This window comes from Muricoccus harenae, assembly GCF_009848505.1.
Taxonomy (GTDB): domain Bacteria; phylum Pseudomonadota; class Alphaproteobacteria; order Acetobacterales; family Acetobacteraceae; genus Roseomonas; species Roseomonas harenae.
Genome location: NZ_WWDL01000034.1, coordinates 1 through 21,217, shown reverse-complemented (window position 1 = coordinate 21,217; position 21,217 = coordinate 1). Strand labels below are relative to the sequence as shown.

Sequence of the window (21,217 nt, the reverse complement as noted above, 5' to 3'; positions counted from 1 at the left end):
GGCAGGGGGAACGCCTCTCTCCATGGTCTGGGTGCTGCCGCTGGACTGGGCCCAGTCGGCCGCTCAGGCCCCACCCAGGAAGTCTGTCGTCCAGCGCGTATAGTCGGCCTCGCGCGTCACCTGTCTTGCCAGATCAGCAGGCGCGAGGCCCGTAAGCTCGGAGGGCTTTGCGCCATCGCGCAGGGCCTTCATTGTTGCGTGCAGTGCCGCGATGGCCGCCTGGAAGGGCTGGTGCCCCTGCAGTGCCACCCGCACCCCGCGCGAGGCCAGCCATCCCGTGTCGGCCAGCTCGCCCCCTGCCCCGCCCAGCACGAAGGGCAAGTCGGTCACGGCTCGCATCGCTTCGATTTCGGCGCGCGTCTTGGCGCCCACTAGGAAGATTCCGTCGACTCCCAACCCTGAATAGGCCCGGACCCGTGCCATTGCATCCTCCAGCCCCGTTATGGCCAGCGCGCTGGTACGGGCGAGGATGACGAGCCCCGGGTCTTCGCGGGCAGCGACGGCAGCCTTCATCTTGCCCACCCCCTCCGCCAGGGAAATCAGCCGCGCCGGACCGCCGCCATATGGGGCGGGCAGCAGCGTGTCCTCGATGGACAGGGCGGAAACGCCGGCGGTCTCCAGCTCCTGCACGGTGCGCATCACGCTCAATGCATTGCCGTAGCCGTGATCGGCATCCACCAGCAGCGGCGGCGCGCCAGCCCGGTTGATCCGCAGTGCCTGCTCGGCAAATTCTGTGAGTGTCAGGACGATCAGGTCGGGCGCGCCGAGCACCGCAAGCGACGCAACCGAACCAGCAAGGATCGCCGTCTCAAAGCCGAGGTCCGCGGCGATGCGGGCCGAGACTGGATCGTGCACCGACGCGGGGTGGATGCAGCGATCCCCGTCGAGGATCTCGCGGAAGCGTCGTCGCCGGCTCGTCCAGTCCATGGATGTATCCTTCCCCGTCACGTCTTGGCCACTGTGACCAGAAGGACAGGATTTGGCTATTGCCATCAGTCGATGAGGTGCAAGCGCCGATCCGGCCCCGCGGAGCGATGGACCTTGTGACGCATTCCAGAAATCCTTCTGAATGGATGTTGGACTGGTGGAGTCGGCCATGACTTCGTCGTCGGTACCGGCGGCCGCGCGGGATCGGAGAACCGGTTGATAGGTCGAGTTCGCTGACCTTAAGCGCGGTTAGCTTTGCGTCGTTGGTCTGGTGCCACAAGTTGCCAGGCTTCGACCGATGAGGTTGCCCGACGAGCCGGCATAGCGGCGCCTCTCCGTCGTGCGACTGAGCAGCCGTAACACCGCCGTATTCCGGGCAGACCCGAAGGCCATGTCCGTCGCAGGCGGTTCTACAGGCGGCACGGACCACATGTTGCTCGGGATGATGGGAAGCGCGCTGGGCATCTCTGCGAGCCAGCTCTCCTACGTGGCCTTCTCGGGCGGCGGACCGGCCGTCGTGGTCATCATCGGGGGCCAACCGGATGTCGAGTTGCCGACCATGCGGGAGGGTGGTCTGGATGCCGTGCTCTACAACTGGCGCGGCCTCTGGGCGCCGCCAGGGATTCCGGAGGAGCACCGGGAACAGCTCGCAACGCTCGCCGACGAGATCGCGCGCTCCGAAGAGTGGAAGCGCGAGTGCAAGCTCCGCGGGTGGCAGGACCTCTACATGCCTCCGGCCGAGTTCGCGTCCTTTCTGAAGACCGAGACCACCTCGGTCGAAGATGTGCTCAGGCCGCTCGGCCTAGTGGGGTAAGGCTCTTCCGCTCGGTCACGGCAGAAGTCAGCCCCTCCAGCTTCAGCCTTGCATCGGCGAGAAGCCGCGCCTTGGAGGCGCGGCCCGCATCGAGGTGATTCAGGAGCAGCGACGCAGCTCCCTCCCGGTCGCCAACCTCAAGCCGGTCAAGGATCGCCAGGTGCTCTGTAGACTGGGCAGCGAGCCGGCCATGGTCGAGCGCGATGACATAGCCTACCACGCGCCGCAGCCGTGTGACCCGCAACGCGGCATCCGCAAAGAAGCGATTATTGGAGGCCTGAACCAAGGCGAGGTGAAAGCCCGAGTTCAAATCGAAGACCTCACGCGGGCTCGCAGATTCGGCACGCTCCAGCAGGTCCCGCTGGTCCCGGCGCAGTCGCGCCAAGGTCAGGCCGGGCAAGTCGAATTCCGGGTCAAGGAGGGCGGCCGGCTCGATGGCGCGGCGAAAACGATAAGACTCATCATAGCTTTTTGGGCCATCAATCAGGGAGAGGAAGCGCCAAGTCCCCGATGGGGCCCGCTCAATCCATCCCTCGCCCATGGCCTGCAGCAGCGCGCGATGCACCGAACCTCGAGACGCCTCGTATCTGCGCGCGAGGTCTGCCTCCCCCACCACGTCCGGCAAGGCTCCGGCCAGCCGATCCGAGGCAACGCGCCAGTAAATCTGCTCCGCTGCATCAGTCTCCGGATCTAAGCCTGCAAGATCCTCTCCGACGGAAGGCAGGTGGCGGAGGACCAGGCGCCTATTCTCCTGCCGCGCCACCACCTTGGCCTCCCGCAGAACCTGCAGCGCGCCCCGCACGGGGGAGCGGGAGGTGCCGAGACGTTGGGCGAGATCATTCTCGCGCAACCGCTCGCCCGGCTCCACTGCCGCGGCGCGCAGCTGCTCGACGATGGCGCGGGCGAGTTCACGGTGCAGGATGGCGGCGGGCGGGCGGGGCATGGCCCGCGCAGTCTAGCTCGCCGCCCTGCACCTCGCACGTCCTCGCTCCATCGAAGTTAGCTAGGCTCGGCAGCCCGAAAAATGATGCAGACCGGGCTGCCCGTCCGAGCCGCCTCACCCAGCCGGGAGAGGCGCCGGTCTCGGGTGAGACCGAAAAGGCAGTGATGGTGTCCTCATCCTCGGTGGCCGCGAAGAGGAAGCGACCGGCCGGGTCCAGCGTAATGAAGCGGGGCGTGCGGCCAGTCGCGGTCCATTCAACCGGCGACAGGCGGCCCGTACCTTCTCGATCGCAAAGATGCCGACAGAGTCGTGACCGCCGTTCGAGGCATAGATGAACCGGCCATCGGCAGAGACGGTGATCTCCGCGGCCCGGCTGTTGCCCGTGAAGCTGTCGGGCAGCGAGAGAAGCAGTTGGAATGGCTCCAGCGCTCCCGTGTCCGCATCGTGGCGGGACGCCGTGACGCCGTTGCCGGAGAAGGCGTAGCTCAGCTTGTTCGGATTGGCCCTGGCATGGGCCGCGAGGGAGGCCGGATCTCGCACCGGCACGCCCGGCGCAGCAACCAGCACGTTGGGGACGGTGGCGACGAGCGACACCGGAGCCAGTTCCCGCAGGGGATCACAGGTCATCTTGCCCTCGAGCAGGGCGGGGTGGCCGAGATTTCGCCCGCAGCCGCCATCAGGAGGTTGTAGCCGTCGGCCGGGGCACGGGCGACGGTCCGGGCGCCGATGATGGCGCTGACACCATGCCGGTTCTCCACAACTGGCACCTGGCCTAGCGCGCTGCGCATCGCCTCGCCCGGCAGTCGGGCGACGATATCCACGCCATTACCCGGCGCATAGCCGACAACCATCTGGATCAGACGATCCGGAGATCCGCCCTGCGCCAGAGACGGCCGCGCAGTAAGGGCGGCGAGGCGCCGAGCAGCATGCGCATCTGGAACATGGGAACACCGCTCCCTCACTCGGCGCGTCGCGCCGGCCCCCTGTGTTGTCCTGAAGCTGCGGGGCTGCCGGAGCGGCGCCTAGGCGTCGGCTGCCTGCAGTTCCTTCGTGGCTGCCAGGGCGCGGCGCAGGATAGTCGGGATCATCCCGCCGGCCTGGATCAGGCCGACCTCGCGCGCCGTGTCGAGCAGCGCGGTGGCCAAGCCCCGCATGGAAGTGCCGTTTGCGCGCCGCAAGGTGACGGGCACCGCGCTGCGGGGCGTCAGGGCAGCTGGATCCCAGCCAATCTCGATCAGGTCGCCTGACGTCAGGCAAAGGGTGTCGAAGCGCCAGTCATCCGGCAGGCGCAGCGGCAGCACGCCCATGCCGATGAGGTTGGATCGGTGGATACGCTCAAAGCTATTGGCCAGCACCGCCCGTGCGCCGAGCAGCTGGGCGCCCTTGGCGGCCCAGTCACGCGAGGAGCCGGTGCCATAGCGCTCGCCAGCGAGGATGACCACCGGAAGCCCGGCCTCCGCGTAGCGCATAGCGGCGCGCCAGGCGGGCAGCGCTTCACCACTGGGGGCGAAGACCGTGTGGCCGGCCGGAAGCCCTGGCGTGAGGTGGTTCACCGCGGCCTTGTTGGTGAACAGGCCGCGCAGCATCACCTCCCAGTTGCCGCGCCGGGAGGCATAGACATTGAGGTCGCGCGGGTCCTCGCCACGTTCGATGAGCCAGGCCGCAGCGTCGCTGCGGGCCGGAATGGCGCCGGCGGGGGAGATGTGGTCGGTGGTGATGTCGTCGCCCAGTACGAGCAGCGGGTGCGCCGCCAGGACGCCGGCCCCCTGGCCCTCCGGCCCAAAGTTCACGAAGGGTGGCGGGCGCAGATAGGTCGAGGCGGGATCCCACGGGAAGAGCGGCACGAAAGGCGCTTCCAGCGCCTGCCAGGCGGCGGAGCGATCCGCTGCCTCCCCGGCCGCGGCAATGTCGGCCGGGTCGCCGGCGAGGTCGACGGCAGCCTCGATCTCGGCCGTTCGGGGCCAGATATCGGTCAGGTAAACGGGCCGCCCATCCGGTGCAGTGCCGAGCACGTCCCGTGTGATGTCCAGCCCGGCACGACCGGCAACAGCATAGGCCACCACCATGGGCGGCGATGCGAGGAGCGCGGAATCGATCTGCGCGTGCACCCTGCCCGGGAAATTGCGGTTGCCCGAGAGAACAGCGACCGGTCTCAGCCCCTGCCCTTCTACAGCCTCGGCCACGGCAGGCAGCAATGGGCCGGAGTTGCCGATGCAGGTGGCGCAGCCATAGCCCGCGATCCCGAATCCCAGCGCTTCCAAGTCGTCCAGCAGGCCAGCGCGCTGCAGGCGCCGCTCGGCACTTGGCGACCCGGGGGTGAGCGAGGTCTTCACCCAGGACGGCACGTGAAGGCCCAGCGCGCGCGCCTTCTGTGCCACCAGCCCGGCTGCGACGAGCAGCCCGAGATCCGTGGTGTTGGTGCAGGAGGTGATGGCCGCGATCGCAACGGCGTCCGACGGAATTCCCTCTTCCGTTGCCTCAGAGATGCGGGTTCCCGCCGCCTCCAGGGCAGCCGGTACCTCGGCGGGTGCCAGCCGGTCCTGCGGGCGGCGCGGACCGGCCAGGGAGGGGCGGAGGGAGGACAGATCCAGTTCCAGCACGCTGGTGTAGCGCGGCGCGTTTGCCGGGTCGTGCCAGAGCCCCTGCGCCTTCGCATAGGCCTCCACCAGTGCAACCTGGGTCGCATCGCGCCCGGTGGCGCGCAGGTAGTCCAGCGTGTGGCCGTCAATCGGGAACATGCCGGTGGTGGCGCCATATTCGGGTGCCATGTTGGACACAACGGCGCGCTGCCCCGCAGTCAGCGTGCCGAGGCCAGGTCCGAAGAACTCCACGAATTCACCCGAGACGCCGAATTTCCGCAGCATCTGCGTGACGGTCAGGGCGAGATCGGTGGCAAAGCTGCCCTCTGGTAGCGCGCCCGTCAGCCGGACGCCGATGACCTCGGGCACGCGCAGCGAGACGGGCACGTCGAACATCACGCCCTCGGCTTCGATACCGCCAACGCCCCAGCCCAGCACGCCTATGCCATTGACCATGGGCGTGTGGCTGTCCGTGCCGACCAGCGTGTCTGGGACGGCCCAGGCCTCGCCGTCCCGCATCTCCGTCGTCACGATGGTCGCGAGCCGCTCGAGATTGATAGTGTGCATGATGCCGGTGCCCGGCGGGAAGACGCGAAAGCCGCTGACCGCCCCTGCCGCCCACTTCATGAAGCGGTAGCGCTCGGCGTTGCGCGCCATCTCGTTCGCCATGTTTGTCTGCAGCGCGCCTGGCATGGCTGACACATCGACGGGCAGGGAGTGGTCCGTGGAGGTGGCGACTGGCACGGCGGGGTTCAGGCGCGCGGGATCGCCTCCTGCGCGCGCGAGCACGTCGCGCATGGCGGCGATGTCCACAAGCGCCGGGCCGCAGGTTGTGTCATGCATGAGGATACGGGTCGGAGCGAAGGGAATCTCTGCCTCCGAGCGCCCCGTCTCCAGCCAAGCCAGAAGGGCGTCACGCCCGGCTGCCCGCATCTCGGCTTCCGGCTGACGCATGAGGTTCTCGAGCAAAATGCGATGGCACCAGGGCATACGAGCAAGGAGCGCCGCACCGCCGGCGGCAGCCGGCAAATCGATGATGCGCCGCTGGCCGAAGGATCCGGTCAGCCTCGCACTGGACACGACGGTGGCGGTGCTCTGCGACATGAGCTCTCTAGGGCCTCCAGCTGCAATGTTCAGCCGCCGCCATGTATTATATTGCCTCACAAAACAACAAGCTCTTCGTCGTGGCCGGGGCAGTGAGGCTTCGGAGAACTGCTTCCCGGCCTGTAATCGGCTCGCTCTGAGCCGGATCTGTTGAAGACGCTCTGCTCGAAGTGGACCTGAAGCCTGGTAGCTGGTCCGTTAGACTCGACACCGTCGAGGCCTCCATGGCTCCCACGCCGCAGAAACGTGCACGAGGCAGGGACCTGCCTCGTGCTGGGCCCTCCGCCTCAAGCCAGTTCCGCGCCCCGGCGCTCCGGAATGAGGAGCCACAGCGCCACGATATCCACCACATAGAGCGCGGCCAGCGCCGCGATGGCGGTCTCGAAACCATGGGTGCCGGCGATGGCGGCCACCACGACCGGCCCGAAGCCGCCCACCGCGCGCCCGATATTGAACAGCACGTTCTGTGCCGTCGCGCGGACTGCCGTCGGGTAGAGTTCGCTGATCAGTGCCCCGTAGCCGCCCAGCATGCCATTCACGAAGAAGCCCATCACCGCACCGCCGATCAACAGTGCCGCCGCATCGGTCAGCTGCGAGTAGACGACGACCATCACCGCCGCGCCGATCATGTAGCCGAGGAAGGCGGGACGGCGGCCCATGCGATCCGCAATCTGGCCGAACGCATAGATCCCGACCGCCATGCCCGCGATGGTCACCGCCGTCCACACGGCCGACTGGGTCAGCCCGTAGCCGAACCGGCTGTTGAGATAGTTAGGCAGCCAGATCATCACGCCGTAGTATCCGAAGTTCTGGACCGAACAGAGGATGATCAGCCCAAGGCTGGTTTTTGTCGTCTGCGTATCCTTCACGAGAAGGCGCAGCGGAAAGCTCTCGCGAACAGCTGCCGCATTGCGCGCGGTGAAGAGCTCCGGCTCATGCAGCTTGCGCCGTATGACCCAGGCAACGAACGCCGGCAGGATGCCAAGCGCGAACATCCCTCGCCAGCCAATGATCGGAAGCAGCAGCGGAGTGATGAGCGCCGCCAGCAGGACGCCCGCCTGCCAGCCAAGCCCGACATAGGAGGAGACGCGGGCACGCTTCTCGGCGGGCCAGGCTTCCGCGACGAGGGCCATCCCGATGCCGAACTCGCCGCCCAGGCCAAGGCCGGCGATCATTCGGTAGGCTAGCAGGTCCCCGTAGCCCTGGGCGAGCGCGCAAAGCCCCGTGAAGACCGCGAAGAGCACGATGGTCCAGGTGAGCACCCGAACTCGCCCGAGCCGATCCGAGAGCATCCCGAACAGGAGGCCGCCGAGGACAGCGCCTACTAGCGTACCAGTAACGAGGGAGGCAGCCTCAGACTGGCCAAGTTGAAGCTCACTCGCGATGGCGCGGAGCATAAAGCCCAAAATGAGGAGGTCGAATCCGTCCATCGCATAGCCGACGGCAGAGCCCCAGAGCGCCTTTCGCGCCTCTGGCGTAACGGGTGCGTCCATGTTGATTTCCCCCCTCTTGCCTCATCTCAGGCCGGGGCTCCTATCAGGCGAACTTGTCAGGGAGCAACTGCGCTTCAGGCGGGCCGATTGACCCAGCTGCCGCTGAGGCCCCCCCCATCCCGATGCAGCGTGGCCTCGCCCGCTGCATCTTGCTGTATGAGGGTGGACGCGCTTGCTTCGGCGGCGAAGATTACGCGAAAGGGAGCCGCGCCTATTTGGAGAAGCGGAGGCCAAGTTTTGCAAGCCGTTGAAGCGGGGCAGAATCGCTTGGAGGAAAAGGAAGCATGAACGAAGACACTGCTTCAGCCACGATCGGACGCCGCGTGCTGCTGGGTGCCGCCTCCACCCTTTTGGCGGCTTGCCCCGTCTGGGCCCAGGAGGCCTTTCCCACCAGAGGAGTGCGGCTGATCGTGCCTTATCCGCCGGGCGGCTCCGCCGATCCGCCCGCGCGAGTCATCGGCCAGCGCCTCTCCAGCCTTTGGGGGCAGCCCGTCGTGGTCGAGAACCGCTCGGGCGCCTCGGGGATGATTGGCGCAGAGGCCCTGGCGCGCTCGGCGCCCGATGGATACACAATCGGGCTCGGCAACATCCAGACGCACGCCCTGAACGTCGCGATGTTCCGGCGCATGACCTACGATCCGGTGGCAGACTTCGAGCCGATCTCGCTGGTGGCGGCTACGCCGCATGCCTTCGCCGTCCCATCGAAATCTGCGATCCGGACAATGGACGACTTGGCACAGGCGATTCGCAAGGAGCCAGGCAAGCTCACCTATGGCTCGCCCGGCCCTGGCTCCACCGCCCATCTCATCGAGGAGGTGTGGTTGCGCAAGCACGGCCTCTCGGCGGTGCATGCCGCCTACCGCGGTGCGGCACCGGTGCTGAACGACCTCCTGGCCGGCACGCTCGCCTTCGCCGTCTCCACACTGCCGGGGGTCATGACCCAGGCCAAGGCGGGCGAGTTGCGCCTGCTCTCGATCACCTCCGCCGAGCGCCACCCGGACCTTCCACAAGTCCCGACCTTCGCGGAACTGGAAATCGGCGACACGGCCATGGAGGCGTGGTTCGCCATCCTCGCGCCCGCGCGTACGCCCCGCCCCATCGTGGATCGTATTGCGGCCGATATTGCGCGGGTGCAGGCCATGTCTGAGGCGCGGCGACTCATCGTCGCGGCGGGGCTAGAGCCGCGCGACCTCGGGCCAGATGCCACGCGCGACTTCATCCGTGCTGAGGTGCAGCGCGCGGTCAGCATCGGGAAGACGGTGGGGATCGAGCCAGAGTAGCCGGCCGTTGCCCCTACGCGGTCAGGATCGTCTCGCCCGTCCAAAGATGCGCTGCCAAATGGATGGAGACGTCGCTTCATGGTTGGTCCGGGCGGCCAATGCGGCGGCGTGCGCCTCATCAATTCGTGCCCGCTGAATGCGGTCCAGGCGACTGGTCGCAGCCATCGCGCGGCGCTCCGCCTCATCAGCCAGCCGCCTTGCGCCCTCGACCTGCTGCTCTGCCTCCCGGGCACGAGCTTGAGCTGCCTCCAGTTCGGCCAGATCTACGCCCTGCCCTCGGGCAGCTTCTGCTTCTGCCTCAACTTGGGCCAGGCGCGTCTGGGTCTTCGAAGACTGCAGCTCGGCTTCCTCCGCCCTACGAATTGCGACGTCTCGCTCGCCTTGAACGGCCGCGGCTCGGCTCTCCGCGTCGTGCCGGCCTGCCTCGGCGATCTTGACCGCTTCCTGGAGGCCGGCTGCGGCGCCAGCGGCCTGCCCCAGCACCCGCCGCATCTCTGCCAGATTGGCCTGTGCGGTGTCCCGCTCTCGCACTAACTGCGCGGCCCGCTCCCGATCCGCCTGACCTTGGGTACGTAGGGCCGCAGCTTCCCCCTCAGCCCGTGCCGCTCGTTCACGCATCTCTGCCAGCTCGGCTGCGCGCTGATCGGCAAGTGCCCGCGCCACAGCGAGCTCGGCCTCGGCCTTGTCCGCTCGGTTCCGTTCTCGGCTCAACGCAGCACGAAGGGTCGCGGTCTCGCCTTTTAGAACTTTGAATGCTCGCCTTTCACCGGCTTGCTCATCGAGCCGTCCAGCCTTGGCTTCCTGTATTTCGGAGGAGGTTAGCCACACCCGCCACAGACCGTCCTCATTGCTGCGGTTTGCCCGCATCTTTCGACGTGTGATGCGCTTTCGCAGTGCATTCACAGAGACGCCAATCAGCTCCGCAGCCTCTGACAGCAGGTACGGCTTCGCCTCATCGTCCATGGAGGTTCGCCTGGTCATTTGCTGGCCAGCTAGCGGACAAACTGCGGCAAGTCCACTTCCCCAGTGGGTTGATCGGGATCGCAGGATTGGCCGCCCACTGCCAAATCTGCCTCACGGTAGCGGTATGGCAGCAATCTCCGCTTCCAGCCCGGCCTCCGTTGTACCCAGGACCGTTAGGGCATCGTTCTCCAGCACCATGCGCTCGAGCCGCATACTCGGCCGCACCAGGCTAACCCGCAGCCCACCCGTAAAGTCAGGATCAGACAACCGGTGCTGTAGCTCTGTCAGTGCCCCGTCCATTACCACTTGCAGATCGTACACCGCGAGAGCCTCAATCCGCTCGCGGAGGTGCCGCTCGAGGAGAAGGGTCGCAAGCGACCACACTGTACTGTCGAGGTTCCGAGCGAAGCGCAACTCCTCCAGCCCCACGCGCGTGCCGCCTTGGCTTAAGACTGGACGGCCGGAGAACACCACTCGCCCATTCGTGTCCGGCAAAATACCTGGCAGGTCGGCACTGAAGGTGATGGCCAGCGCGATGGCGGGGGCGCTCGGGTAGAGGAAGATCTCCTTCACCCTTAGCTGCACCGTTCCCAGCGGAGTCTCAACCGATATGTCGCGCCCTCCGAACTCCCGCATCAGCCAGTCTCGGATCATGTCGTAGCCGGCGCGGACGGGGACAGACAGCCGCAGCCGACCGCTACTTCCTCCAGCCGGCATGGCCGCCAGCGGCGGCAGGAAGCCCGGTGGCGCGGGCTTGGGCGCCACAGAGGATACGGTGGTGCGCGCTCGCAGTCCCAGCGTCACCTGCAGTGCATCGTTGCGCGCCACGATCTCGCCAAGCCCCACCGCCTGCGGATGAATACCGACATACAACGGCGGCGCTGCGGGTAGCTGCACCCGAATGGTCCGCGGATCCCACAGTGCCAGGGCGCGCTCGCGCACCATGCCGCATGGAAGCAGCACTGCGATTTGCGCTGGTATGCCGTGTACTGCCTCTTCGACCTGGGCGCGAACGCGCGCCTCCACATCCATCCAGATGCCGCCAACGACTTCCATCCGCGGGCTGCGGGTCCAGCGATAGGACACCGCCACCTCCGGCGCTGGACACCAGTCCCTGTCCACCGTCAGGCCCAAATCAGCCTGCACCTCGGCCGCCGCATCGATATTCTTCTCACCCAGCGCCAGCAGGTCAGCCAAGCCACCGCCGAGACCCACCGTGCCGCTCAGCGCCACCGCTACCCGGGCGCTAAGGCGCCCATTGATCTCCTCCAGCACGACGTCGCTCGTGCGGCGCAGCGTCAGCGCATAGCGCGTGTCGGCTCCCTCCTCGCTGGCTAGATGCAACTCGGCCGGCAGTGCCCGTCCGACTGCCTTCCGCAGCAGATCGAGTGGCAGGCGAAGCTGCAGCGCCACCCGGCTCTCCTGGGCCGGGAGGTCCAGCTGGGTCGCGCGACGAGGTGGCTCGCTGGCCAGAAGGGTATCGTGCCCTCGCATCCAGACAGCGCCGGCTCCCATGGCCAGCACCGCCAGAGCCCCCGCCGTTCCCCATGCGGTCCAATATTGCCGGACTGATCCACTCGCCATTGCCGGAAGATAACCCCGACCGGGCTGGTTCTGCACCTTTAGGCAAGCGCCTCGAAAGCGTTCACCAGGCGGGACGTGCCGAGCGTCGGAGGACGCGGGATTGGGTGCTGGGTCCACGGTTACAGGATCAACAGCTCGGCGTCCGCACCTTCTAGCCTTTAAGGAAACCCACATCCGCTTGGCTGCGCTCCCATTCCGCCGATCCTGAACCAGGATATCCAGCACCACCCCATGCTGGTCCACGGCTCGCCAGAGGTCATGCAGCACGCCATTGATCCGCAAAAACACCTCACCGAGGTGCCAGGTGTCGCCCGGCTTTGGCCGGCGGCGCCGCAGCTTCGCCGCGAACCCCGAACCGAACTCGCGGCACCAGCACCGGATGCTCTCGTGAGGGACGGCAATGCCTCGGTCCGCCAGGATAAGTTCCACATCCCGCAGGCTCAAGCTGGACACGTGATAGAGCCAGACAGCGGGGCTGATGATCTCTGCCGGGAAGCGGTACCCAGGGTAGGTGGCGGGGTCTGGCATCATCCCATCGATCTGACCCAGTTTGGTCATTCCGACCACCGCCATCAACTTGTCAATGCCGTCCCCTTTCCGGGTGCAGCTCATGAGAAGGCACCCCGTCCGGGGGGTGGTCGGGGGCCATCGAGGATCTGGATCGGAAGCAGCTCGGTACCCGGCGTGATACTAACCTATGATGATCTTGGCATTGCAGCACAGCTGCGTTACACAACCACAGCGTGTGTGTTCAAAGCCGATCTGCTGTCCACCGCGGCGCTTGCTCACACCCCGCCTCCAGCGGCGGCCAGGTCGTCGCACAGGGACCAGAGTAGCGCATCGTTATCATCTACCGGCCTGCCTCGGAGTTGAGCTGAACGAGTGTTCTAGCTGCCTCCGCCTTGGCTCTCCTCCCCGCCCCTGTCTGACTCAGGGCTGGATAGTCGCGGTGAGCGGCTCGTCCTGATCGATTGCGACGGCATGGGAGAAAGCCTCCATTCGCTGCACATTTCGGGCGTTGCCAGCTTCCTCGGCGTTGCGGAGGCGCGCGTGAGCTTCGTGCTACCAGGGAGACGGCAAGCCGCTGGAGGATGCGGACCATGACGCCGCAGCAATGCCGCTTGGCCTGGGCACTGCTGAATTGGTCTGAGTGGAAGCCGGCCCCACTGTGCCGCCTACTACGGCTTTAGCGGCGCGCCCACCAACTTTCGCCGCACGTCCTGCAGTTGCTCCTCGATGCGTCGAACTTCAGCTTCCGCCCAGTCGATGTCGGCTCGGATTTTGCTGTATTGCGTCTCTGTCTGGCGATCGAGCCGGGCGAACTCCGCCTGGTACTTTGTACGTGCGGCCGCGAGCTTTGTCTCGAGCTGCGCTTGAAGGCCAAGCAAGGTATCGAGTTCGGCGGTCATGTGCCCTCGGCCATAGGCATAAAGCAAAGATCCTCAGTCGTCGTGCGGCGGCGCCAGGGCGCTGTAGCGCACATGATGACGCAGCAGCAGGCCACCGATCTAAGTAACTGATCCATGTTGGGACCTGACCTGCACCTAGTGCAGCAATTCCTTACGGATCCGCAGGGGGCGTCACGTCATCCCGAAGTAACGGGACGTTACAGGAGTGCGGTCGACGAATTCCGGATCCCGAAGGCAAGGCCGAGGTCCACTGGAGAGTGGACCGCGCCTCAATACCGAGTGGGAGGCGTATGTCGATGAAGAGGCGAGGGTGGCTTCCCTGCCAGCGCCTCGCCGTCGCACGCGCCCATGACTGATGACCGGCGCAGTGCAGCTTAGACCTGCCTTACCCCACTCCCAGACCTTCCCGCGGCTGCCGTCCCTTTCGCTGAGAGCGGCGGCTTTTTGCTGTCCGGGGCTCAAATCGGCCGTTGTCGATTGCCACCACGCCATGCAGTGCCTGAGTGCAGGCTCAGTTGGTTGTGGCGCCGATGCAACAGCCGTGTGGCTTACAGCTGCGCTCAACCTGAACGTGCAATAAGCTCTCACGTTTTTGTGATTGGAACAGATATACGCTACTGGCTCGATCCGAGCCTCAGGTGCCAAAGCCTTGAACCAGATACTCTCAGTTCCGCCGGACCAAAACCCTTCCTCGATGGGAGACTCCGAACTCGAGAGGCCCGAGCAGGATGCAGTGGCCCTGCTGGCACAGCTGAAGGCGAGCTCTGAGCGGCTCTTCGCGGCTCTGGAAGCAGAGGCGGTCCAGGCAAAGCCTGCGCCCTTCATGGAGGAGGACCTCCCAGAAGAGGGGTTAGATGGGAAGGCCGGTGCCAATTGCTTCGGGGCCGATGAACTGAAGCGGCTATCCAGGCTTCGCGCGCGCCGTCGCCGCAATGCGCCCAGCGAGTTCTTCGACTGGCCTACCTGGGACATGTTGGTCGACCTCACCGCCGCCCGTGCCGAGGGTGAGCATGTGTCGGTGTCGTCCGTCTGCATTGCCTCTGGCGCGCCCCAGAGCACGGCGTTACGGAAGCTGACAGCGCTGGAGGAAGCCAAGTTTATCCGGCGCTACCTTCATGGCACAGACAGGCGCCGGGTCTGCATCGCCATCTCTGACGATGCTGCGGAGATGGTCATGGCTGCCGTCCGCGAGGAGATCGCGCTTTACAGGGCTCTGATTGCTTCGAGGTAGTGAAAGCGCCAATGCCGACATCTCCGCGGGTGGCGGGCCCAGTCAGACGGGGCTGGCAGAGACCCCCCCTGATCTCACGGGCACTCCCGTCCGCGTCCGCTGTGACCGGGCCGACCGAACGTAGCCAACGCACCGTGCCGTCCGGACAAACAGCGCGGAATTCGGCCTCGTAGTCATTGGTCTCCCGTTCTAGGACCCGCCGCACTGCGTCATGCACGATAGGATGGTCTGCCGGGTGAATTGACTTGAGCTGGATTTCGCAGTTGCAGACGGGGCGCTCCGCACAGCCGGTCAACTGCTCCCCAGGTCCCGGCGAGCTGCTCATGACGCCGGTGGCCAGATCCTACCCCCAAGCGCCGGCCGGGGCGACATCGAGGCCCGGGCAAAGTGAACCTCCCCCCAATGCAGTGCCGCTTCCGCCTCGGCAATACTGCGTCGAAGCGCCTCGAACGCAGTGACATCCAACGAAGGCACCCCCTTCAGCGTGCCGCCACTGAGGGTCACGTCCCTCGCCTTCATCGTGAGAGCGTCGATCGGCAGGATGATGCGGCGCCCGAGGGCCACCGCCCATGCAGCCTCGGCAAAGAGGGCCATGCCGCGGCCGTTGGTGGCGCCGTCCAGTTCAGCTGTAGGCGCTCCCTGCATAAGCAGTTTGAGCCAGCAGTTCGTCGAGGCGGCAGGCTGGATGATCACCGACCACGCGCTCAAGGTCCCACAGCTAGGCATTGGGCTCGACACCGTGGACCTTGACCGTTTCGGCAGCAGAGTCGGCGGTGGGACGCCTGCCAACGAAGCCCCGCGAGAGCGCCAAGGCAGCCATGTTCGCGCTACATTGATTGCCATCAAGAAAAGTTGACTAATTGCGCCTGATTAGTTGTAGGTTCTGCCAAGCAGCACGGACGGCGTGTGAGGGTCACCCGCGGTTCGCGCCACACTATTTTCGGGTGCAATGGTCGTGATCGAGATGTTCCGGGAATTTGCCTTCGAAGCCGCGCACAAGACCACCCCCGATACCCCGCTTCATGGGCATACCTTCAAGGTCAAGGTCGTGCTTACCGGCGAGCCGGACCCGGTTTTCGGCTGGTCCCATGATCTGCTTGAGGTCGAACCGGTTATCTCGGCTTTGCGGCGGAAGGTAGACCATACCTACCTGAACGACATCGAAGGCCTGGAGATCCCGACCCTGGAGAATGTAGCCGGGTGGATCTGCCGACATCTCGATCAGGCGATCCCCGGCGTCGACCGGGTTGAGGTGCGCCGCGGGCTCGAAGGGGCCGGCGAGGGCGTCGTGTACCGCAACAGGCGCTAATCGTCTCTCGATCTGCTTCTGGTCAAGCACACAGCACACAATCCGCCGAGTGCGTGCCTACCCGTTCAAGGAGATCTTCAGTGAGCGTTGCACTTCGCCGTCTGCAATCCCGCCCCAGCGCTGCCAATGAGGCCCTAGACGCTCCGCTCACCTCGGATGAGCGGGAGGCGATGATTTGTACGGCCAGCGCGAAGCTGGAGGAACTCCTCGACGTATTGCGCATCGACCACCGCAACGACCCTAACACTCGCGGCACGCCTCGACGGGTGGCCAAGATGCTTGTGAACGAACTTCTGCGCGGGCGCAGTGTTGCGCCCCCGGAGCTCACCGACTTCGAGAACCGGCTAGGCTACCATGGTCTGATCGTGACGGGGCCGATCGAGGTCCGCTCCACCTGCGCGCATCACCTGATGCCTATCCGTGGAGAGGCCTTCATCGGTGTGCTGCCCTCTGCCACAGGTAAGGTGCTCGGGCTGTCGAAGTATGACCGGATCGTTGATCACTTCGCGGCCCGCCTGCAGACCCAGGAGGAGCTCGTTCAGCAGGTCGGTGACTTCCTCTGGCAGAACACGGCCCCTCGCGGTCTGGCGGTTCGCATCTCTGCGGCCCATATGTGCCGGATGCAGCGCGGCGTTCGCGCGGGAAGCGGCCGCATGATGACCAGTGCCTACTTCGGAGCCTTCACCGAGGAGGCAGGCCTGAAAGACGAGTTCCTGCGCGAATGTTCGTCTCTCGAGACAGCGTCGCGCTGAGTTCAGCCCCGATTTTTCAGTGCGAAAGGATACCAGCGTGATGGATCGGTGTGTCAGCAAACGCGCCCTCATGGTGACGCTCGGCACGGTTGCCGCCGTGGCGGCGACAGGCCGCGTGCGGGCGCAGGCCCCGGCTCCGCACCAGGGCTCATCGCTCCCGCGTCCAAGCCAGTCACCGATCCTGAGGGTCACGGGCAAGATCCAGGTGACGAATGAGGGGGATGCTGCGGTCTTCGACCGGGCCATGCTGGAGGGCATGGGCTCGGCGACGATCACGACCAACACCCCTTGGTATGACGCCCCGGTGCGCTTCGATGGCGTTCCCATGGCGAGACTGATGGAGGCGGTCGGGGCAAGCGGGCAAACACTGACCGCCGTCGCGCTGAACGACTACTCGACCGACATTCCGATTGCCGATTTCGCGCGGTTTGGCGTGCTTCTGGCGACGCGCCGAAATGGTGCCCCGATGCGCGTGAGCGAAAGAGGTCCGCTCTTCATCGTTTACCCTTATGACTCTGACCCGGAGCTCCGTGCGAGGCTTTACTACAGCCGCTCGGCCTGGTCGGTTGCCCAGCTCATAGTCCGGTGATCAACTGGGGCGCCCCGTGGTCTGGGAGAACACGGGGGCAGGCCTCGGGTGGAGGCAGACAGCCCAAGCGCTGGCGCATTTCGCCCATAACCGCCGGTAGTGGCGTGCAGATCTTCTCTGTCGCATTCGCCCTGCTCCTCGGGGCGGGCGCCGTGTATGCCTCCCACCTGATTTCCGTCAGGCAGGAGGCGGTCAGCAAGCTCTCCCGGTACAACATCGCTTGGACCGTAGGGCAAGCGGCGCAGGAGGTATCCAGGCTGCAGGCAGCGATTGGCGCCTTCACGCTGACCCGTGGCGAGGTTGAGCGGGATCTTCTTGAGACGTGGCTCGAGATCGTCGAGAGCAGGGTCTCCGTCTTGAGGAGTGGAGAGACGGGGGCGTTCATACTCTCACACGACGAACTGGTCCGGTCCGTCGATCAGCTTCAGGCGGCTGTAGAAAGCTCGCGGCCTCTGCTTGGCTCCCTTGGTGACCCAGCCAGCATTGCTCAGCTGATGAGCAAGTTCCAGCAGATCAATGGCCCGATGGCGCGCCTCTCATCGATCGCTCATGCGCATGGTGCCGACCTCGCGACAGAGGACACGCAGGAACTCGACCGGCTCCATTTTGTGTTCTCAAGGCTTTTGCTTGGCCTCATTGCATGCTGTTTGGCACTTGCCGCGACGACATTCTGGCGCAACCGTCTTCTCGCCCGGTCAAACGCTGAAGTGCGGGCGCGCGATGCTGAGCTCCGGCGGCAGAACGAGCTCTTCGATGCGGCGCTCAACAACATGTCGCAGGGGCTCGGTATGTTCGATGCCGAGCACCGGCTCATCGTCAGCAATCGGCGTTTCAGCGAGATCTTTCATCTTGAACCGGGCGCAGCGAAGCCAGGAGCTCATGCAGCTGACCTCCTGGGGATCCAGTCAGGGCCCGCTGACTTCGAGCGGGAAGGCGGCGGATCGGCCTGGGCCGAGCACCAGGCACAGGCCGCACGGTCGCATGCCTCGACCTTCGTGCAGGAGGACGGAGAAGGTCGGTCGCTCTCCATCTCGCACCAGCCGCTTCCTAATGGCGGGTGGGTGACGACCTACGAGGATGTGACGGAGAGTCGCCGGTCCGAAGCCAGGATCCGGCATCTCGCGAACCACGATGCCCTCACCGGCTTTCCGAACCGGCGGCAGTTCACAACGCGGCTCGACGGGGCGCTCCATCGCGTCGGCGCTGACGTAGCGGTGATGTTCCTCGACCTCGATCAGTTCAAGAACGTGAATGACACGCTCGGCCACCATGCGGGCGATGAGTTGCTGCGCCTGGCGGCCGGCCGGATTCGCGAATGCATGCGCGATGGTGACCTTATCGCGAGGCTGGGTGGCGACGAGTTCGCTGTGCTACTTCAAGGAAAGGGGGCTCTGCCGGATAACGTCGAGACGCTTGCTCAGCGCATCATCAAGTCCTTGAGCACGCCATTCGATCTTGCCAAATTCCAGGCGTCGGTGGGCGTCAGCGTCGGCATCGCGGCCGCGACGTCATCCACTCCCGATGGAGACACCCTCCTCAAGCACGCCGATATGGCGCTTTACGAGGCGAAGGCAGCCGGGCGGGGGACTTACCGGATCTTCGAGGCATCGATGGCGGCCGAGTTGCAGGCGAGGATGGACCTGGAGGCTGATTTGCGCGGGGCCCTGGACCGTGGCGAGCTTGAACTGCACTATCAGCCCTTGCTCGATCTCCAGCGCGGGCAGCTAAGCGGGTTTGAAGCGCTTCTTCGTTGGCGGCACCCGGTGCGCGGCATGGTGTCTCCGGCTGACTTCATCTCAATTGCAGAAGAGACCGGTTTGATCGTACCAATCGGTGAGTGGGTTCTGCGCCGGGCCTGCGCGGATGCAGTGACCTTCCCAAGCTTTGTCAAAATTGCTGTCAATATCTCGCCGGTTCAGTTCGCGGGTGGCGATCTCTCTGAACTGGTTCGCGACACACTGCTCCAGTCCGGACTTGCGGCATCCCGTCTTGAGTTGGAGATCACCGAATCAGCGCTTCTTCAGGACAGTGAGGCGGTAATCGGGACGCTTCACAGTCTGCGTGCATTGGGCGTGCGCACCGCGCTCGACGATTTCGGAACGAAGTACTCGTCGCTGACCTACCTGCGAAGCTTTCCCTTCGACAAGATCAAGATTGACCAGTCCTTTGTCCGGGACATGGCCTCCCGTGCGGATTGTCTGGCGATCGTGCGCTCCGTGGCTCAGCTTGCAGTAAGGCTTGGGATGACAGCGACCGCTGAGGGTGTGGAGAGCAGTGCTCAACTGGACCAGGTCCGCGAAGCCGGCTGCACGGAGGCGCAAGGATACTTCTTTGGGCAAGCGGAGCCTGTTGAGAAGCTCGGGCACTGGTTCGAGGAAAAGCAGCCCAGATTGGTGGCCGTCGGCTGAGTTTGTTCAGATAAGAGCCATCAGAAACTTTGAAGTGTTTCCTGCCGGGACGCCGGCGTTCCGTCTGCTCGGCAGATTGGCTGTGTCTGCTGTCGTCCTGCGGAAGTATCCTGGCTGATCGCGTAATCCAGCCTGGATCACAACCCCGCCCCACCATCCAGCGCGATGGCCTGCCCCGTGATGTTCCCGCCGGCTGGGGAGAGAAGGAAGGCAGCCATCTCCGCCACCTCCTCGGCCGTGGTGATGCGGGCGGTGGGGGTGCCGGCCGCGGCCTCTTCTGCCGTCATGCGGAGTTCGGCCCAGCGGGCGCGGGCCATGTCCGTATCCACCCAGCCGGGGCAGAGGGCGTTCACGGTGATGCCGCGCGGGGCGAGGCGGAGCGCGAGCGCCTTCATCAGCCCGATCACCCCGTGCTTGGCGGCGGAATAGGCTACCTGGTCCGGCACGGCGCGCAGGCCGAGGACGGAGGCAAGGAAGAGGATGCGGCCCTCGCGGTCCGGCAGACGGGGGGCGGCGGCCTCGGCGCAGCGCCAGGCGCCGTCGAGATTGGTGGAGATGATGCGGCGCCAATGCGCCTCGTCCGGGGTGGCGGGGTCGCCGCCCGCGCTGCCGGCGGCGAGGACCACCGCGCGGATCGGGCCGGCGGTGTCGAAGAGGGCGCGGACGGAAGCGGGTTCGGCCACGTCGCAGGGGATGTGGCGGATGCCGTCCGGCAGGGGCGTGGCGGGGGCGCGGCGCGCAGCGGCGATCACCGGATGGCCCTGGTGGGCCAGGAGGCGGGCGCAGGCGAGGCCGATGCCGCGGGTGCCGCCGGTGACGAGGATGGCACTCATGCGGCGGTGGTTCCGCCATCGACGGGCATGACGATGCCGGTGACGAAGCTTGCATGATCCGAGAGGAGGAAGGCGACCACCGCCGCGACTTCGGCGGGATGGGCGAAGCGGCGCTGGGGGACGGCCTCGGTGTAGGTGGCGTCGCTGGCCGGGCGGGACGCGTCGCGAGCGGCGAGGTCGGCGAGGACAGCGCGAAGCATAGGCGTGTCGGTGCTGCCGGGGGCGATGGCGTTGAAGCGCACCCCCTGTCCCGCGAAGTCGAGCGCGGCGGAGCGCGTCATCTGCGCCAGCGCGGCCTTGGATGCGCCATAGGCCGCGGAGGCGGGTTTGCCGATCAGCGCCTGGTCGGAGGCGATGTTCACCACCGCGCCGCCCTGGCGCAGCAGATGCGGCAGGGCGGCCTGCATGACCGCAAAGGGAGCGAGCCAGTTGATCCGCATGATCCGCTCGGCCTCGGCAAGCGGCGTATCGAGCAGGGTGCCGATCATGGTGTCGCCGGCATTGTTCACCAGCAGGTCCAGCCCGCCCATCCGCCCGGCGGCGGCCTCGACGGCGGGGGCGATGGAGGCGATGTCGAGCAGGTCGTGCTCCGGGCGGTCCAGGCCCTGCACCGTGGCGCCGGAGGCTTCCAGCACCGCGACTATGGCTCGCCCGATGCCGCCGCAATGGCCCGTGACCAGGGCACGCTTCCCCGCCAGGCCAGTCTGCGCGATGGTCGTCTGCATGCTTCTGTCCTGCACGAATTCTCTGCTTCTGCCGGGTTGCTCGCCGCCACATCCTAGAGCAGGAGGATGCATCGGGGCAGTCCGCCCCTCCCGCCGCGTTGGGGGCGGCCCAATTTAAGGCGGCACATGTCCATTCCTCCCGGCATCCCCCGAGCAGCCCTCGTGACTGGCGCCGCGAAGCGCATTGGCCGTGCCATCGCGCTCGGGCTGGCGGAGGCCGGCTTTGACGTGGCCGTGCATTACGGCAGCAGCCTGGCGGAGGCGGAGGAGGTGG

20 protein-coding genes and 2 pseudogenes are annotated in these 21,217 nt (G+C 65.9%); 8 read left to right on the top strand and 14 right to left on the bottom strand.

Translation table 11 applies throughout. The features are described from left to right. Nucleotides 1–63 precede the first annotated feature (63 nt). Nucleotides 64–927, bottom strand: coding sequence for an isocitrate lyase/PEP mutase family protein (locus GSE44_RS20715; RefSeq protein WP_159350739.1), 864 nt, complete (start codon nucleotides 925–927; stop codon nucleotides 64–66). 391 nt (nucleotides 928–1,318) lie between these two features. Here GSE44_RS20715 and GSE44_RS20710 point away from each other — a divergent pair, with 391 nt between their 5' ends. Continuing rightward, on the top strand, nucleotides 1,319–1,741 hold the full coding sequence (locus GSE44_RS20710) for a Bug family tripartite tricarboxylate transporter substrate binding protein (protein WP_159350738.1): 423 nt from the start codon (nucleotides 1,319–1,321) through the stop codon (nucleotides 1,739–1,741). On the opposite strand, the gene GSE44_RS20705 is transcribed toward GSE44_RS20710, so the two are convergent. From GSE44_RS20705 to GSE44_RS20685, 5 genes and pseudogenes are all read right to left on the bottom strand, one after another. Next, nucleotides 1,716–2,684 (bottom strand): GntR family transcriptional regulator, encoded by a 969-nt coding sequence (locus GSE44_RS20705; RefSeq protein ID WP_159350737.1) that lies wholly within the window; start codon nucleotides 2,682–2,684, stop codon nucleotides 1,716–1,718. The two genes, GSE44_RS20710 and GSE44_RS20705, sit on opposite strands and share 26 nt — an antisense overlap. After that, nucleotides 2,650–3,311 (bottom strand): annotated as a pseudogene (locus tag GSE44_RS20700) (tripartite tricarboxylate transporter substrate-binding protein). The gene GSE44_RS20705 and the pseudogene GSE44_RS20700 overlap by 35 nt, the downstream one beginning before the upstream one ends. Further along, on the bottom strand, nucleotides 3,308–3,535 hold the full coding sequence (locus GSE44_RS26310; protein WP_159350735.1) for a tripartite tricarboxylate transporter substrate-binding protein: 228 nt from the start codon (nucleotides 3,533–3,535) through the stop codon (nucleotides 3,308–3,310). The pseudogene GSE44_RS20700 and the gene GSE44_RS26310 overlap by 4 nt, the downstream one beginning before the upstream one ends. 171 nt (nucleotides 3,536–3,706) lie before the next feature. Then, nucleotides 3,707–6,367 (bottom strand): aconitate hydratase AcnA, encoded by a 2,661-nt coding sequence (acnA, locus tag GSE44_RS20690; RefSeq protein WP_159350734.1) that lies wholly within the window; start codon nucleotides 6,365–6,367, stop codon nucleotides 3,707–3,709. 287 nt (nucleotides 6,368–6,654) lie between these two features. After that, nucleotides 6,655–7,860, bottom strand: coding sequence for an MFS transporter (locus tag GSE44_RS20685; RefSeq protein WP_159350733.1), 1,206 nt, complete (start codon nucleotides 7,858–7,860; stop codon nucleotides 6,655–6,657). 284 nt (nucleotides 7,861–8,144) lie between these two features. On the opposite strand from GSE44_RS20685, the gene GSE44_RS20680 reads away from it, so the two are divergent. After that, nucleotides 8,145–9,140, top strand: coding sequence for a Bug family tripartite tricarboxylate transporter substrate binding protein (locus GSE44_RS20680; protein ID WP_159350732.1), 996 nt, complete (start codon nucleotides 8,145–8,147; stop codon nucleotides 9,138–9,140). Nucleotides 9,141–9,161: 21 nt separating this feature from the next. Here the strand turns inward: GSE44_RS20680 and GSE44_RS20675 are convergent, their stop codons facing one another. From GSE44_RS20675 to GSE44_RS20665, 4 genes and pseudogenes are all read right to left on the bottom strand, one after another. After that, a complete protein-coding gene (locus GSE44_RS20675) occupies nucleotides 9,162–10,103 on the bottom strand; it encodes a coiled-coil domain-containing protein (protein ID WP_159350731.1) in 942 nt (313 codons plus the stop codon). 111 nt (nucleotides 10,104–10,214) lie between these two features. Then, entirely contained in the window at nucleotides 10,215–11,516 is a 1,302-nt protein-coding gene (locus tag GSE44_RS25860) for a DUF4403 family protein (protein ID WP_235925007.1), read from the bottom strand. A 351-nt stretch (nucleotides 11,517–11,867) separates the two neighbouring features. After that, a pseudogene (locus GSE44_RS25855) lies at nucleotides 11,868–12,215 on the bottom strand (IS6 family transposase); the annotation flags it as partial. A gap of 650 nt (nucleotides 12,216–12,865) precedes the next feature. Beyond that, nucleotides 12,866–13,096 carry a hypothetical protein gene (locus GSE44_RS20665; RefSeq protein WP_159350729.1) on the bottom strand — a complete coding sequence of 77 codons (231 nt, stop codon included), beginning with the start codon at nucleotides 13,094–13,096 and terminating at the stop codon, nucleotides 12,866–12,868. A gap of 649 nt (nucleotides 13,097–13,745) precedes the next feature. On the opposite strand from GSE44_RS20665, the gene GSE44_RS20660 reads away from it, so the two are divergent. Then, a complete protein-coding gene (locus GSE44_RS20660; protein ID WP_159350728.1) occupies nucleotides 13,746–14,327 on the top strand; it encodes a helix-turn-helix domain-containing protein in 582 nt (193 codons plus the stop codon). On the opposite strand, the gene GSE44_RS26550 is transcribed toward GSE44_RS20660, so the two are convergent. Together GSE44_RS26550 and GSE44_RS20650 are read right to left on the bottom strand one after the other, a co-directional pair. Then, the gene (locus GSE44_RS26550; protein WP_159350727.1) at nucleotides 14,269–14,652 is read right to left on the bottom strand and encodes a PAS domain-containing protein; all 384 of its coding nucleotides are present in this window, start codon (nucleotides 14,650–14,652) and stop codon (nucleotides 14,269–14,271) included. The two genes, GSE44_RS20660 and GSE44_RS26550, sit on opposite strands and share 59 nt — an antisense overlap. Beyond that, nucleotides 14,649–15,020 carry a hypothetical protein gene (locus GSE44_RS20650; protein ID WP_159350726.1) on the bottom strand — a complete coding sequence of 124 codons (372 nt, stop codon included), beginning with the start codon at nucleotides 15,018–15,020 and terminating at the stop codon, nucleotides 14,649–14,651. Before GSE44_RS20650 ends, GSE44_RS26550 begins: the two co-directional genes overlap by 4 nt. A gap of 271 nt (nucleotides 15,021–15,291) precedes the next feature. Between GSE44_RS20650 and GSE44_RS20645 the strand changes: the two genes are divergently transcribed. From GSE44_RS20645 to GSE44_RS20630, 4 genes are all read left to right on the top strand, one after another. Further along, a complete protein-coding gene (locus GSE44_RS20645) occupies nucleotides 15,292–15,636 on the top strand; it encodes a 6-pyruvoyl trahydropterin synthase family protein (RefSeq protein ID WP_235925006.1) in 345 nt (114 codons plus the stop codon). Between the two features lie 80 nt (nucleotides 15,637–15,716). Then, a complete protein-coding gene (folE, locus tag GSE44_RS20640) occupies nucleotides 15,717–16,388 on the top strand; it encodes a GTP cyclohydrolase I (RefSeq protein WP_159350724.1) in 672 nt (223 codons plus the stop codon). A gap of 40 nt (nucleotides 16,389–16,428) precedes the next feature. Then, complete coding sequence (locus GSE44_RS20635) at nucleotides 16,429–16,977, top strand: putative pterin-binding protein (protein ID WP_235924997.1); 549 nt, start codon at nucleotides 16,429–16,431, stop codon at nucleotides 16,975–16,977. Nucleotides 16,978–17,081: 104 nt separating this feature from the next. Beyond that, the gene (locus GSE44_RS20630) at nucleotides 17,082–19,385 is read left to right on the top strand and encodes a putative bifunctional diguanylate cyclase/phosphodiesterase (protein ID WP_159350723.1); all 2,304 of its coding nucleotides are present in this window, start codon (nucleotides 17,082–17,084) and stop codon (nucleotides 19,383–19,385) included. Nucleotides 19,386–19,522: 137 nt separating this feature from the next. Here GSE44_RS20630 and GSE44_RS20625 read toward each other — a convergent pair whose 3' ends face one another. Together GSE44_RS20625 and GSE44_RS20620 are read right to left on the bottom strand one after the other, a co-directional pair. Next, nucleotides 19,523–20,218 (bottom strand): SDR family NAD(P)-dependent oxidoreductase, encoded by a 696-nt coding sequence (locus GSE44_RS20625; RefSeq protein ID WP_159350722.1) that lies wholly within the window; start codon nucleotides 20,216–20,218, stop codon nucleotides 19,523–19,525. Further along, the gene (locus GSE44_RS20620; protein ID WP_159350721.1) at nucleotides 20,215–20,943 is read right to left on the bottom strand and encodes an SDR family NAD(P)-dependent oxidoreductase; all 729 of its coding nucleotides are present in this window, start codon (nucleotides 20,941–20,943) and stop codon (nucleotides 20,215–20,217) included. Before GSE44_RS20620 ends, GSE44_RS20625 begins: the two co-directional genes overlap by 4 nt. 126 nt (nucleotides 20,944–21,069) lie before the next feature. Here GSE44_RS20620 and GSE44_RS20615 point away from each other — a divergent pair. Further along, nucleotides 21,070–21,217 (top strand): SDR family NAD(P)-dependent oxidoreductase (locus tag GSE44_RS20615; protein WP_328799096.1); only part of this gene is annotated, 148 nt, incomplete at its 3' end.